Origin of the sequence: Pseudomonas sp. Pf153 (assembly GCF_001269775.1) — a bacterium.
Taxonomy (GTDB): Bacteria; Pseudomonadota; Gammaproteobacteria; order Pseudomonadales; family Pseudomonadaceae; genus Aquipseudomonas; species Aquipseudomonas uvaldensis.
Genome location: NZ_LHVL01000030.1, coordinates 221,079 through 237,438, shown reverse-complemented (window position 1 = coordinate 237,438; position 16,360 = coordinate 221,079). Strand labels below are relative to the sequence as shown.

Here is a 16,360-nt window from a genome sequence, read left to right as displayed (position 1 = left end):
GTTAAGCATCCTTGGAGACGATAGCGAGCAGTTCGCTTTCAGACAGCGAAGCCATTTCTTGTTGCAGGTCCATCAATTCATCCGACTCGAACTGCGCCAGTTGCAAGGTGGTGACCAGGTCGGCCAATGCCAGCAGCGACGGGTGTTCGAAGACGCTCCTGAGCGGTAGCTCTACGGCGAAGGTCTCCCGTGCCCGCAGCGTGACTTGCACCGCCAGCAGCGAATGACCGCCGAGTTCGAAGAAGTCGTCATGCCGGCCGATCCGCTCCAGGCCCAGCAGGTCGGCCCAGATCTGCGCCAACAGTTCTTCGGTCTCGCCGTTGGGGGCTTCGTACTGGCGCAAGGCGAAGTCTTCGCTGCGGGGCGCGGGCAGGGCGCGGCGGTCCAGTTTGCCGTTGGGGCTCAATGGCAACCGTTCGAGCACCACGAACGCCGCGGGCACCATGTAGTCCGGCAACTGCGAGGTCAGGTAGGGGCGCAGCGTGCTGCTGGCATTGCGACCGGCCAGATGCGGTTCGACACTCAGGTAAGCCACCAGGCGTACCGCCCCCGGTGTGTCTTCGCGAGCGATGACGGCGGCCTCGCGCACACCTGGCAACGTCAGCATCAAGGCTTCGATTTCACCGGGTTCGATACGGAAACCGCGGATCTTGACTTGCTGGTCGTTGCGCCCCAGGAATTCGAGCACGCCATCGGCGCGCAGGCGCACCAGATCGCCGGTGCGGTACATCCGCGCCTCTTCGCCTGGGCCGAACGGATCGGCGAGGAAGTGTTCGGCGTTGAGTTGCGCGCGGTCCAGGTAGCCTCGGGCAACACCCGCGCCGCCTACGTACAGTTCGCCCGGTACGCCGAGCGGCACCGGTTGACGTTGTTCGTCGAGCACGTACAGCCGACTGTTGGGAATAGCGCGCCCGATCGGCACGGTCCCGGTGTCCTGGGCGGTGCAGCGGTGCACCGTGGCCCAGACGGTGGCTTCGGTGGGGCCGTATTCGTTGTACAGGGTAATCGCCGGTTCCAGGCCGGCGCATTCCTGCACCAACTGCGCAGGGCAGGCTTCCCCGGCGACGATCATTTCCCTCAGGCTGCCATGTCCGTTTCCGGCGGCGAGGCTTGCCAGCACCAGGCGTCCCAGCGAAGGCACGCACAGCAGCGAGGTCACGGCCTGTGCGTCGATGAAGCGGGCGATGGCTTCGGGGTCGCGGGCGGTTTCGGCATCCGGGATGCACAATGCACCGCCGCTGACCAGGGTGCCGAAAATGCCGGCGACCGAGCTGTCGAAGGCAATCGAGGACAGCAGCAGGAAGCGCTTGTCGGTCGCCGGGCCGTACACCGTGACACGGGCCAGCGTCGAAGCCACCAGGTTGTGATGCTCGATCATCACCCCTTTGGGTTTGCCCGTGGAGCCGGAGGTGTAGATCACATAGGCCAGGTGCGTCGGGGTCAGCCCCGAGCCGTCCAGCTGCGGGTCACGGCTGTTCGACGTGATCAGGGCCTGCTCCAGGGCCAGGTAACGGGTGCCCTCCTGCAACCTGCCCACTGCGGCGCGACCGACCAGGTCGGCCAGCAACAAGCGTGGCCGGGCGTCCTCGAGAATCGAGGCCAGGCGCTCGGCCGGATAGGTCGGATCCAGCGGCACATAGGCGCCGCCGGCCTTGAGGATGCCCAGCAGACCGCTGATCATCGCCGCGCCGCGTTCGACGCATATCGCCACCAGGTCGCCCGGCTGCACACCCGCTGCCATCAGATGATGGGCCACGCGATTGGCCTGGGCGTTGAGTTCGGCATAACTCAGATGTCGATGGCCGTCGAGCAGCGCACAGGCGTCTGGAGTCCTGCGCACCTGGTCCTCGAACAACTGCTGGATGCACAGGTGCGTCGGGTAATGCACTTGGGTCTGGTTGAAAGTCTCCAGCAGCAGGGTGCGCTCCTGAGAAGGCAGGACATCCAGGTGCGTGAGGGGAATCTGCGGCGTGTACATCAAGGCCTGGGCCAGTTGCTCCAGGGCGCGTTGCATCAACGCACAGATGCGCTGCGGGTCCACTGTCCGGACACTCTGCACCGTCAACCCGAGGGCATCGCCATAATCATTCACCGACAGCGTCAGCGGGTAGTTGGTCCGCTCGGCGCTGCCCAGGATACGCAGGCCCGGCCATTGCAACTGGCTGTCATCGCGTTGGTGCCTGTAATTGAGCAGGCTGGTGAACAATGGCAAGGCACTGGGCACGCCACTGCAACGTTGGGCCAGGGCCAGGGACGCCTGTTCATGGCTCAGCAGTTCGACCAGATCACGGTGGGTGGCCAGCACCTGTTCATTGGCACCGCCTGCATTCAGTTGGACGCGTACCGGCAAGGTATTGATGAACACACCCAGGGCCCGTTCGGCGCCCGCCGAGCCTTGCAGGCGACCGGCGACCACGGTGCCGAACACGACGTCGTCGCGCCCGGTGCAACGGGCCAGCACTTGCGCCCAGGCCACATGGCACAGCGTCGCCGGGGTAATGCCCCGTTCCCTGGCCTGGGCCCGCAGGCGCAGGTTGAGTTCGACGCTCAGTTGCACACTGGCTTCTTCGATGTGGTTGCCATCCCCTTGTACTTCAAGCAGATCGAAGGGCGCGGTTGGCGCATCGACGTCGGCCAGTCGGCGGCGGAAATACGCCTCGTGGACCTGGGTCGGAACGGCCTGGGTCTGGGCGATGAAGTCGCGATAAGGTTGCGGCGTGCCGAGGCTTTCGCCTTGTCCGTGAAGCATCGCGTGGATTTCTTCGAGGACGATCTCCAGGGTCACGTGGTCGCTCGCCATATGGTGATTGAGCAACGCCAGCAGCCAACGTTCGGAGTGTGGATCACGGGCGATGCAGGCACGCATCAGCGGGGCCTGGCGCAGATCCAGGCGCAGCTGTCGTGGGTCGCTCAGGGCCTGGAGCTGGCTGAGGGGATCCTGGTGATCGTCCAGGGTGACACTGTGTACCGGCAGCCGCGCCTGGCGCTGCACCACCTGGACGGCCTGGGGCAGGCCATCCCAGTGCACACAGGTACGCAGGATGTCGTGGCGGTCGATCACCTGTTGCAGGGCATCGATAAAGGCATCGAGGCGCTGGCGGTCATCGAATTCGAGCATCGAGCGCACCAGGTAGGCATCGCCTTCGTGCCCCAGCAGATGGTGGAACAGGATGCCTTGTTGGAGCGGAGCCAGGGGGTAGATGTCCTGGATGTTGGCCGCACCGCCGGGTACGGCGGCGACGAGGCGTTCGAGTTGCTCCGACGTCAGGTGCACCAGGGGCAACATGTCCGGGGACAGGGCCTGACAATCGGCCGGAATGCGGTTGGCCGGGGCCTGGAACACCGAATCCTTCGCATCGCTCAAGGCCACGGCCAACTCCCGCAGGGTTGGTGCGCTGAATACGCTGCGCACATCGGCGTTGAGGCCCTGTTCGCGCAGGCGCTCGATCAGGCTGACCGCCATCAGCGAGTGTCCGCCGAGCTCGAAGAAACCATCGTGACGCCCGATGCGCTCGTGCCCCAGCAGTTGCTGCCAGATCCCGGCGATGGTCACTTCCACCGAGCCTTGCGGCGCCTCGTAGGTCCGGCTGGCGTAGGCGTCCTGGCCCGGTTCGGGCAGGGCGCGGCGGTCGAGCTTGCCATTGGGCGTGAGCGGCAATGCATCCAGCACCACGAAGGCGCTGGGCACCATGTGCTCGGGCAGTCGGCGCAGGAGTTCGGTGCGCAGTTGTTCAGCGGCCGCCGGTTCGCCGCACAGGTACGCCACCAGGCGTTTGCCGCCGGCCTGGTGATCGCGGGCGATGACGGCGGCTTCGCGGACCCCGTCGAGGGCGGCGAGGGCGGCTTCGATTTCGCCCAGTTCCACGCGCAAGCCGCGGATCTTCACCTGGTCGTCGTTACGTCCCAGGTATTGCAGGGTGCCGTCGGCCAGCCAGCGGCCGATATCGCCGGTCTTGTACAAGCGCCCATCGACTTGGGTATTGAACGGGTCGGCGATGAAGCGCTCGGCGCTGAGTTGCGGCAGGTTGAGATAACCCCGCGCCACGCCGACGCCACCAATGTGGATCTCGCCGGGCACGCCCACCGGCAGCAATTGGCCGAGGTTGTCGAGTACATGCAGTTGCATGTTGCGGATGGGGCGGCCGATGGGGATCGAGCGGTTCCGATAGGTGTCCGGATCGACCTCCAGCGCATGCCAGGCGACCACGTCGCTGCACTCCGTCGGGCCATAGCTGTTGATGATCGCCGGCCGCGGCTCGGGCATTTTTTGCAGCATCGCGACCTGGATCGGTTCGCCTCCCAGTACCGCCCGTTTCAGGCAGGCCATCGCCCCGTGCCGGTCGGCGTCCACCAGCGCGTGGAAAGCGCTGGGGGACATGTTCAGGTGCGTGATGCCCGCCTCGGTGATTTGCGCGACGATGGCGGTCGGGTTGAACGGTTCTTCGGCCAGGTGCAGGGACGCACCGACCATCAGTGGCGCGAGGATGTTTTTCTGGGTCAGGTCGAAGTTATAGGACGAAGCCAGCAGTACCGCATCGCCGGCATGGAACGCCAGGTCGTCGAGGTACCAGTCCAGCAGGTTGCGCAGGCCGCGATGTTCGACCATCACGCCCTTGGGCAGCCCGGTGGAGCCGGAGGTGTAGATCACATAGGCCAGATGGCCGAAGTTCAGGTCCGTCACCTCTGGGTTGTGGGTGGGGCTTTGCGGCAACGCCGAGCTGCCCAGCTCAAGGGTCGACAGGCCAAGGGGCAGCGGCAATGCGTCGAGGCCTCGCTGATGGACCAGCGCCTTGGGTGCGCTGTCGGCCAGCATGTGGGTCAGGCGTTGCGCCGGGTATTGAGGATCGAGGGGCACGTAGGCCGCACCGGCTTTCAGGATACCCAACAGGCCGATGACCATCTCCGGACTGCGGCGCGCACAGAGGCCGACGGTGTCGTCGGGCCGCACGCCCAAGGCGATCAGGCCGTGGGCCACGCGGTTGGCCTGGGCGTTCAGCTCGGCGTAGCTCAGGGTCTGTCCATCACCGACCAGCGCCACGGCGTCCGGCGTACGGCTTGCCTGTGCTTCGAAGACGGCATGGGGGAAGCGGCTCGGGCTTTCGTCCAGGGCGAGAGGGGCTGGGTTGAATGTCTCCAGCAACTGTCGACGTTGCGCATCATCCAGCAACGGCAGGGTCGCCAGCGGTTGGCTGGCGTCGTCCAGCATCGCTTCGAGCAGGTGCAGCAGATGCCGGCCCCAACGGACGATGGTGGATTCCTCGAACAGGTCGGTGGCGTACTCGAACTGGCCACTGATGACGTCGCCGTCGTCGTTGAGCGACAGGCTCACATCGAACTGGGTGGTGCCGGTGGGCTGGGCCAGTGGGGTAAGGTTCAGTCCCGGCAGGGCCAGGGCCTGGTCGTGTGGGGTGTTGCCGAGCACCAGCATGGCCTGGAACAGCGGGCTGTGGCCGAGGCTGCGCTCCGGTTGCAGGGCTTCGACGACCTGTTCGAAGGGCAGGTCCTGATGGCTGTAGGCGTCGAGGGTGGTGGCCTTGATCCGTTGCAGCAGTTCATCGACGCGGCGGTGGGCCTGGACGTCGATGCGCAGGGCCAGGGTGTTGACGAAGAAGCCGATCAACGCCTCGGTTTCCTGGCGGGTGCGGTTGGCGACCGGAGTGCCGACCACGACCTGCGGCTGGTTGCTCAGGCGCGAGAGCAGGATCGACCAGGCGCCGAGCAAGGTCATGAACGGGGTCAGGCCCTGTTCCTGGCTGAAGCGGCGCAGCCTGGCGCTCAACGGCGCGGGCAGTTGCAGCGCCAGGGCGGCGCCCCGATAGCTCTGCACCTGGGGTCGTGGATGGTCGGCGGGCAGTTCCAGCAGGGCCGGCGCCCCGTCGAGGTGATCTTTCCAGAAACGGGTCTGGGCTTGCAGGCGTTCGCCTTGCAGGTGCTGCTGTTGCCAGGCGGCGTAGTCGGCGTATTGCAGCGCCAGGGGCGGCAGCGGATCGTCCAGGCCCTGGCAGAACGCGGCGTACAGGGCGTTGAACTCCCCGATCAACACCGCCACCGACCAGCCGTCGGAGACGATGTGGTGCTGGGTCACCAACAGGATGTGTTCGTCGTCGGCCAGGCGCAGCAGGCGTCCGCGAATCAGCGGACCCTGGCTCAGGTCGAAGGCTTCGCGGGCTTCGTCCTGGGTCAGCTGCTCGACGGCGTGGGTCCGGGCGTCGATGTCCAGCGCGCGCAGGTCGTGTTCGATCAGGGTGAAGCCGATGTCGGCCGGGGCGAAGCGTTGGCGGGCTTCACCGTCCATGTGCTGGAACGTGGTGCGCAGGCTTTCGTGACGGGCGACGATGCGGTCCAGGGCCCGTTGCAGGGCGATGCGATCCAGATGGCCGCGCAGGCGCAGGGCGGCAGGCATGTGGTAGGCGACGCTGGCGGCGTGGTCCAGCTGGTCGAGGAACCACAGGCGTTGCTGGGCCAGGGACAGCGGCAGCGGTTGGTCGCGGGGGACCACGGCAATGGCCTGGAGCTGCGAGGTGCCGGCCTGCTCCACCTGCCGGGCCAGTTCGCTCAACGAGGTCTGGGCGAACAGCGTGCGCAGGTCGATCTCGACCCCGAGGTCCTGATGCAGGCGGGCTTGCAGTTGCACGGTCAGCAGCGAATGGCCGCCCAGTTCGAGGAAGCCGTCGTGACGGCCGACCTGATCCAGGTGCAGCAGGTTTTTCCAGATCTCGGCAATGGCGATCTCGGTGTCGCCTTGCGGCGCCTCGTAGGCCTTGCTGGCCAGGGCTTCCAGACCGGGTGCGGGCAGGGCGCGGCGGTCGAGCTTGCCGTTGGCGGTCAGGGGCAGGGCGTCCAGATGGACGAATGCGCTGGGCACCATGTATTCGGGCAGGTGCTTGAGCAGCGTGCTGCGCAGTTGCGCGACCGGCACCGGCTCGCCGCACAGGTAGGCCACGAGTCGGTTGTCTTCGCGAGCGATCACCACCGCGTCGGTGATACCGGCGCAGCCGAGCAGCACGTTCTCGATCTCGCCCAACTCGATGCGGAAGCCACGGATCTTCACCTGGAAGTCATTGCGGCCCAGGTATTCCAGCGTGCCGTCGGCCAGCCAGCGACCCAGGTCGCCGGTCTTGTACAGGCGTGCATTCGGGTCATTGCTGAACGGGTCGGCGATGAAGCGTTCGACGCTCAGTTCCGGTCGGTTCAGGTAACCCCGGGCCACGCCGACACCGCCGATGTGGATTTCCCCGGCCACGCCCAGCGGCGCCGGTTCACCCCGCGCATCCAGCACATGGACCTGCACGTTGGCAAACGGCCGGCCGATGCTCGGGCGCTCACCGAGGTCGCGGATCAGGTCGATGGTCGCGTCCACCGTGCATTCGGTGGGGCCGTACATGTTGTAGAAACGGATGGTCTGGCAGTTGCGCAGCTTTTCCCAGGTCGCGGCATTGATCGCTTCGCCACCGAGCAGCACGCTGACCGGCTGGTAGCGCTGGCGCTCCAGCAGGCCGGCGGCGAGCAGGGTGTCGAGCTGCGACGGGGTGGAGTCGAAGGCGTGGACCTGGTGCTGTTCGAGGAAGTCCAGCAGTTCCTGGCCGCTGGCGCGGATCAGTTGCGGGATGATCACCAGGCGATGGCCGGAGAACAGCTGGGCGATGCCCTTGATCGACATGTCGAAGAAGAAGCCGGCATTGAGGGCCACGGTGGCCGGGGTCGGGCAATACCGGTGGGTAGTACGGGTCATCACCTGCCAGAAGTTGAACACCGAACGGTGCTCGACCATCACGCCCTTGGACTGACCGGTGGAGCCGGAGGTGTAGATCACGTAGGCCAGGTGTTCCGGCGTCAGCCCAGGTACCTGCGGATTGGCGTCGAACGCGGCATCGTCCGCCGCCTGCAGGGAGGCGTCGGTGTCGAGCAGCAACAGCGGCAGATCGCCGGCTGGCAGGGACAGCGCTGATTGGGTCAGCAATGCCTGCGGCTGGCTGTCCTGGAGCATGAAGGCCATGCGGTCGGCGGGGTGGGCCGGGTCGATGGGCACGTAGGCCGCGCCGGCCTTGAGCACGCCGAGCAGGCCGACGATCATCTCCAGACTGCGCTCGGCGCAAAGGGCGATGCGTTGATCAGGTTGCACGCCCAGGGCGAGCAACTGGCGGGCCAGGTGGTTGGCGCGGCGATTGAGCTGGCGATAGCTCAACTGACGGTCTTCGCAAACCAGGGCGACGGCGTCGGGGTTGAGCTGCACCTGGGTTTCGAACAGGGCATGGATCGGCTGGGCCGGTCCGAAATCCGTGGCGGTGCGGTTGAAGTCCTTGAGCAGCAATTGCCGTTCGGCGTCGGGCAGCACCTCCAGGCTGCTGGCGAGGCGATCGGGCGTCTGCTCCAGGGCCTCCACCAAGGCAGCCACGGCCTGGCCGAGGTAGGCGGCGATGCGCTGCGGGTCGATGCCGGTGATGGACTGGGCGGTGATGGAGAAGTCATCGCCTTCATCCGCGACGGCCACCTCGATCGGGTAGTTGGTGCGTGCTTCGTTACTCAAGAAGCGTACGCCGTCCCAGGCCAGCACCTGCCCTTCGTTGGCCAGCGAGCCACCGTCGGTCTGATGACGATAATTGAGCAGCGTGGTGAACAGCGGCAAGCCAGCGCCGACGCCACTGCAACGCTGGGCCAGGGCCAGGGAAGCCTGCTCGTGGGACAACAGTTCGCTGAGGTCGCGATAGGTTTCATCCACCAGCGCACCGACGCAGGCCCCGGCCAGTCGCACCCGCACCGGCAGGGTGTTGATGAACACACCGAGCGCCCGGTCGGCGCCCATCGTGCCTTGCAGGCGACCCGCGACCACCGTGCCGAATACCACATCGTCACGGTCGGTGCAGCGCCCGAGTACCTGGGCCCAGGCAATGTGGAACAGCACCGCCGGGGTGACGCCGGCGGTGCGTGATTGGGCACGGATCCGTTGGCTCAGGGTGGGTTCGAGTCGCACGCTGGTTTCCGCGACCTGGCTGCCGTCGCCCTGAACGTCCAGTACGCCGAAGGGCGCCGTGGGTTCGTCGACGCTCGCCAGCCGGTTGCTGAAGTAGGCTTCGTGGGCCTGGGGCGGCGTTGCCAGGACCTGCGCGACGAACTCCCGGTAGGGCATCGGCGCCGGCAGGCTCACGGCGTCGCCCTGCAGCAGTGTCTGGACCTCCTCGAGCACGATCGCCAGGGACACGTGGTCACTGATCATGTGGTGGTCCAGCAGGCTCAGCCACCAGCGCTCAGAGTGTGGATCCCCGGCGATGCAGGCGCGCATCAGCGGCGCCTGTTGCAAGTCCAGGCGCAGATGCCGCGGATCGCTCAAGCGTTCCAGTCGGGTACGCGGATCTTCATCGGCGGACAGGGTGATGAGTTGCACAGGCAACGTGGCCTGGCGTTGCACCACCTGCACCGGCTGCGGCTGGCCGGCCCAATGCACGGCTGTGCGCAGGATGTCGTGGCGATCGATCACCTGCTGCAAGGCGCCGATAAAAGCGTCGAGCCGCGAACGGCTGTCGAACTCGATCATCGAGCGCACCAGATAGGCATCGCCTTCATGCCCCAGCAGGTGGTGGAACAGGATGCCTTGTTGGAGCGGAGCCAGGGGGTAGATGTCCTGGATATTGGCGGCACCGCCGGGCACGGCGGCGACAATGCGGTCGAGCTGGGCCGGGGTCAGTTCCACCAGCGGCAACATGTCCGGCGTCAGGGTCGTGCAGTCGGCCGGGATGCGGTTGGCCGGCGCCAGGAATGGCGTTTCATCGCTGCGACCCAGGGCCTGGGCCATTTCCCGGACGCTGGGTGCGGTGAACACCGTGCGCACCGTGGCGCTCAAGCCATGCTGGCGCAGGCGGTCGATCAGGCTCACCGCCAGCAACGAATGCCCGCCGAGCTCGAAGAAGCGATCGTGACGACCCACCTGTTCCAGACCCAGCAGCTCTTGCCAGACGTTCGCGACAAGTTGCTCTATCTCGCCCCGTGGCGCCTCGTAGGCCCGGCTGGCGAAGGCTTCCTGGCCCGGTGCGGGGAGGGCGCGACGGTCAAGTTTGCCATTGGGCGTCAAGGGCATGGCCTCCAGCTGTACGAACGCGCTGGGCACCATGTACTCAGGCAGCGCCGCGAGCAATGCGGCACGCAGTTGTTCCACCGGTACCGGCTCACCGCACAGGTAGGCGACCAGACGCTTGCTGTCGGACTGGCCCGGCTTGCTTTCCTGGGCAACCACCACCGCTTCACGCACACCGGCACAGCGGGCGAGGACGGCTTCGATTTCCCCAAGTTCCACACGGAAACCGCGGATTTTCACCTGGTCATCGTTGCGTCCCAAGTATTGAAGGGTGCCATCGGCGCACCAGCGACCCAGGTCACCGGTCTTGTACAGGCGTGCGTCCGGATCGGTGCTGAACGGGTCGGCAATGAAGCGCTCGGCTGTCAGTGCCTGGCGGTTGAGGTAACCGCGAGCGACGCCGACGCCGCCGATATGAATTTCTCCGCAGACGCCCAAAGGCGCGAGATTGCCCGTGGCGTCGAGCACATGCAGTTGGGTGTTGCGCAGCGGTTTGCCGATGGAACGGAAATCGTCCCGGTCGCTTTCCATCCGGCGGATCGAAGCATTCACGGTGGCCTCGGTCGGACCGTAGGCGTTGAATAGCGCCGGACGGTGACCGGCGCGGGCGAACCACTGGGTCACCGCCTGCTTGCCCACCGCTTCGCCACCGATCATGAACTGGCGCAGGCAGGTGGGCAGGGCGACGTGAGCGTCCCGGCTCACCTGTTGCCAGAACACGGTCGGCAGGTTGGCGACGCTGATCGCGTGTTGCTCGCACAGCATGGCGAAGGCCGCCGTGCCGGCGATCCAGGCATCGCTGCGCAGCACTAGCGTGGCGCCGGATAGCAAGGCGCCAAAGATTTCTTCCACCGACATGTCGAAGGTCATGCTGGCGAATTGCAGGATGCGATCCCGGGGATTGAGGCCGTAGCGTCCCTGCAGGGCGCCGATCTGGTTGCACACCGAACGGTGTTCGAGCATCACACCTTTCGGCTTGCCGGTGGAGCCGGAGGTGTACATGACGTAGGCCAGGTGCCGTGAAGTCAGGCCTTCGATGCGCGGGTTGCTGTCATCGCCCTCTGTGGCGTCGTCCAGCAGCAATCGCGGTATTTGCAGCGAATGGAAGGGGGCGGCCAGGGCGCCCTGGGTCAGCAGCACCCGTGGCGAACTGTCGTCGAGCATGTGCTGCAAGCGATCCTGCGGATAGTTCGGGTCCAGCGGCACATAGGCGCCGCCGGCCTTGAGGATGGCCAGCATGCCGACGATCATCTCCGGGCTGCGTTCGACCAGCAGCGCCACCCGCTCATCCGGGCGAAGCCCGGCGGCGATCAGGCGATGGGCGATACGGTTGGCCCGCGCGTTGAGTTCGGCATAGCTGAGGCTGATGTCTTCTGCCTGCACGGCAATGGCTTGAGGTTGCGCCTGAACGTGTTGCTCGAACCATTCCTGCAACAGTTGCCCCTCGGGGAACGTTGCGTGGGTCTGGTTGAAGCGGCCGAGCAGTTCGCGCCGTTGCGCGTCATCCAGCAACGGCAGGGTCGCCAGCGGTTGGCTGGCGTCGTCCAGTATCGCCTCGAGCAGGTGCAGCAGATGCCGGCCCCAACGGACGATGGTGGATTCCTCGAACAGGTCGGTGGCGTACTCGAACTGGCCACTGATGACGTCGCCGTCGTCGTTGAGCGACAGGCTCACATCGAACTGGGTGGTGCCGGTGGGCTGGGCCAGTGGGGTGAGGTTCAGTCCCGGCAGGGCCAGGGCCTGGTCATGTGGGGTGTTGCCGAGCACCAGCATGGCCTGGAACAGCGGGCTGTGGCCGAGGCTGCGCTCCGGTTGCAGGGCTTCGACGACCTGTTCGAAGGGTAGGTCCTGATGGCTGTAGGCGTCGAGGGTGGTGGCCTTGATCCGTTGCAGCAGTTCATCGACGCGGCGGTGGGCCTGGACGTCGATGCGCAGGGCCAGGGTGTTGACGAAGAAGCCGATCAACGCCTCGGTTTCCTGGCGGGTGCGGTTGGCGACCGGAGTGCCGACCACGACCTGCGGCTGGTTGCTCAGGCGCGAGAGCAGGATCGACCAGGCGCCGAGCAAGGTCATGAACGGGGTCAGGCCCTGTTCCTGGCTGAAGCGGCGCAGCCTGGCGCTCAACGGCGCGGGCAGTTGCAGCGCCAGGGCGGCGCCCCGATAGCTCTGCACCTGGGGTCGTGGATGGTCGGCGGGCAGTTCCAGCAGGGCCGGCGCCCCGTCGAGGTGATCTTTCCAGAAACGGGTCTGGGCTTGCAGGCGTTCGCCTTGCAGGTGCTGTTGTTGCCAGGCGGCGTAGTCGGCGTATTGCAGCGCCAGGGGCGGCAGCGGATCGTCCAGGCCCTGACAGAACGCGGCGTACAGGGCGTTGAACTCCCCGATCAACACCGCCACCGACCAGCCGTCGGAGACAATGTGGTGCTGGGTCACCAACAGGATGTGTTCGTCGTCGGCCAGGCGCAGCAGGCGTCCGCGAATCAGCGGACCCTGGCTCAGGTCGAAGGCTTCGCGGGCTTCGTCCTGGGTCAGCTGCTCGACGGCGTGGGGCCGGGCGTCGATGTCCAGCGCGCGCAGGTCGTGTTCGATCAGGGTGAAGCCGATGTCGGCCGGGGTGAAGCGTTGGCGGGCTTCACCGTCCATGTGCTGGAACGTGGTGCGCAGGCTTTCGTGACGGGCGACGATGCGGTCCAGGGCCCGTTGCAGGGCGATGCGATCCAGATGGCCGCGCAGGTGCAAGGCGGCGGGCATGTGGTAGGCGACGCTGGCGGCGTGGTCCAACTGGTCGAGGAACCACAGGCGTTGCTGGGCCAGGGACAGCGGCAGCGGTTGGTCGCGGGGGACCAAGGCTATGGCCTGGAGCTGCGAGGTGCCGGCCTGTTCCACCTGCCGGGCCAGTTCGCTCAACGAGGTCTGGGCGAACAGCGTGCGCAGGTCGATCTCGACCCCGAGGTCCTGATGCAGGCGGGCTTGCAGTTGCACGGTCAGCAGCGAATGGCCGCCCAGTTCGAGGAAGCCGTCGTGACGGCCGACCTGATCCAGGTGCAGCAGGTTTTTCCAGATCTCGGCAATGGCGACTTCGGTGTCGCCTTGCGGTGCCTCGTAGGCCTTGCTGGCCAGGGCTTCCAGGCCGGGAGCGGGCAAGGCGCGGCGGTCGAGCTTGCCGTTGGCGGTCAGGGGCAGGGCGTCCAGGTGGACGAAGGCGCTGGGCACCATGTACTCGGGCAGGTGCTTGAGCAGCGTGCTGCGCAGTTGCGCGACCGGCACCGGCTCGCCGCAGAGATAGGCCACCAGGCGCTTGCTGTCGGGCTGGCCGGGGCTGTCCTCGCGGGCGATGACCACCACCTCACGGACGCCTGGGCACAACGCCAGGGCCGCTTCGACTTCACCGATTTCGATGCGCAGGCCGCGGATCTTCACCTGGAAGTCATTGCGGCCCAGGTATTCCAGCGCGCCATTGGCCAGCCAGCGGCCCAGGTCGCCGGTCTTGTACAGGCGTGCATTCGGGTCACTGCTGAACGGGTCGGCGATGAAACGTTCGGCGCTCAGTTCCGGCTGGTTCAGGTAGCCTCGGGCGACGCCGATGCCGCCGATGTGGATTTCCCCGGCGATGCCCAGTGGTTGGGGCTCGCCACGGGCATCGAGCACGTGCATCTGAATGTTGGCGATCGGCTTGCCGATGGGCACGCTTTCACCGGGATCGCTGGGGCGGCAGTGCCAGGCGGTCACGTCGATGGCCGCCTCGGTCGGCCCGTACAGGTTATGTAATTCGACACCGGCCAGTTGACCTTCGAAGCGACGTTGCAGGCTGCGAGGCAGGGCTTCGCCGCTGCACAGCACCCGGCGCAACGCGGGGAAGTCCCGGCTGTCGCGGTGTTCCAGGAACAGGTCGAGCATCGATGGCACGAAGTGCAGCATCGTAATGCTTGCCTCGCGCATCACGTGCGCCAAGTAATCCGGTTCCTGGTGGCCGCCGGGACGCGCCATGACCAGTTCGGCACCGGCCAGCAGCGGCAGGAAAAACTCCCAGACCGATACATCGAAACCGAACGGGGTTTTCTGCAGGACCCGGTCGCTGGTGTCGACGCCATACTCGTCCCGCGCCCAGAGCAGGCGATTGACCACGCCCAGATGCTCGTTCATCACGCCTTTGGGCATGCCGGTGGAACCGGATGTATAGAGCACATAGGCCAGGTGCTTCGGCGTCAGGCCGAGGGCTTGCGGGTCAGGGTTGTGTTCGGGATGGGCGACACGCTTGTCATCGTCGAGCGCCAGTACCGGCACGTTCATCGATGGCAGGTGTTCGCGCAGCGCCTGGCTGCTCAGCACGGCGCGGGGCGCACTGTCGTCGAGCATGTAGGCCTGGCGAGCGCTCGGCAGGTCCGGGTCGATGGGCACGTAGGCGCCACCGGCCTTGAGGATGCCCAGCAGGGCAACCACCATGTCCGCCCCGCGCCTGAGGCACACGGCCACCCGGTCATCCGGCTTCACGCCGAGTTCGATCAGGCGATGGGCCAACTGGTTGGCCTGGCGGTTGAGCTGGCCGTAATTGAGCAACGGCCCGCCGTCGCCGCGCACCGCGCAGGCTTCCGGGCGCTGTTCGGCCTGCTGCTCGAACAGTTCATGGATCAGCACATTGCGGGGGTAGTCGCGGGTCGTGGTGTTGAAGTCGACTTGCAGGTGGCGCCGCTCGGCCTGGCTCATGAGCGGGAAGCGTCCCACCGGGGTGTCATGATGCTCCAGTACCGCTTCGAGCATCGAGACAATGCGATCTTGCAGGTACCGGGCTTCTTCCAGGCTGAAATAGGCGGTGTTGAAGTTGAAGTCCAGGTGCACGTCTTCGAAAGGATGGTAGTCACGCACGAAGATCGCCATGGGCGTCTGTTCGTAGCCGTTGTCCATGGTGATCACCGTGGACGAGGTGCCACCGAACTGATCGTCCCCGTCCAGGCTTTCGAACGACAGCGAAACATCGAAGAGCTGCCGGCGGCCGGTCTGTGCCAGGCGCAGCAAGCGATTGAGTTCGGCAATCGGGAACCGCTGGTGGCGGTAGCAGCGACGCAATTGACTACCGGCGGTGTTCATCAAGTCCAGCAGCGAAGCATCCGTGTCGACGGGCAGGCGAATCGGGCTGACCGAGGAAAACATCCCTGCGGTTTCCTTGGTGCGAGCGTTGGTGCGGTTGTGCACGGGCATGCCGATGACCATTTCATCGACGCCCACGGTGCGGCAGAAATAGGTGGCGACGACGCTGATCAGCACATGGGCCACCGACAGGCTGCGCTCGCTGGCGAACTGGGTCAGGGCGTTGTACAGCGCCCGGGGCAGCATCGCCTGGACCTGGGCACTGGGGGCCAGCTCATTGGCCTGGCCGGTTTTGAAGTCGGCCCGGCGTTGCAGCAGCGAAGGCGGCAGTTGTGCGTAGGTTTCCTGCCAGAACTCGCGATCACGCTCATAGCGGGACGATTGCAGATAGGCCCGGTCGTCCTCCAGGAACGAGAGATAGGAGTGACCTTCCGGCACTTCCTCGTGACCTGCCAGCAAGCCATTGTAGGCGGCTCCCACAGCGTGACCGATGAGTGCCACGCTGATGCCATCGGCCACCAGGTGATGGTAACGGTTCAGCCAGTAATGACGGTTCGGGCCGCAGCGCACCATGCGTGCTTCCCAGAGTTGACCGGTCAGCGACTCGAACGGCTGGCGGAAGGCGTTGCGCAGGTACTCCATGGCCAGGCCAGCGTCGGCTTCGGCCTCGGTGAATTCCACCACCTCCAGCTTGACCTTGACTTCGGGCAAGACCCGTTGGCGACCCATGCCGCCCTCATGGCTGAAGCTCAGACGCAGTGCGTCGTGGTTGTTGGCAACCAGCTCGATGGCTTTCTCGAACAGCGGGATGTCGATCTCGCCCTTGATTTCCAGGGACATGCCGATGTTGTAGTAGGGCAGGTCCGGGTGCGCGATCTGGTCGAGCCAGATGCCCTGCTGGACAGAGGCCAGTTCGTGGGTGGCGCAGTCTTGCGTGGGCAACATTTGGGTCGACGAATCCATTTCGGAGCACCTGCAGGCAGAATCAATTGAGGTTTGTCTCCGTTCGAATGGCGGTGCATGGAGGCCTGGGCGACTGCCAATCGGCGGGATGCAAATAGTTGTGGGCAGGGACATCGGGGCGGGTGGACAGGGGCCTGATGCGATGGCGTCGTCGCGGGGCGTGTCGTGGCCTTTCGATGGGTCGCATTGCCTTCCGACCGCGCCTGATATCCCTTCACAAGGTGGGAAAAAATTAGAGGATCCGTT

The 16,360-nt window shown here is 65.8% G+C and carries 1 protein-coding gene; it reads right to left on the bottom strand.

What is annotated here, in order from left to right; all coding sequences use genetic code 11:
- Position 1 precedes the first annotated feature (1 nt).
- Positions 2-16,114, bottom strand: coding sequence for a non-ribosomal peptide synthetase (locus tag AD666_RS22300; RefSeq protein ID WP_053156907.1), 16,113 nt, complete (start codon positions 16,112-16,114; stop codon positions 2-4).
- Between the last annotated feature and the right edge of the window lie 246 nt (positions 16,115-16,360).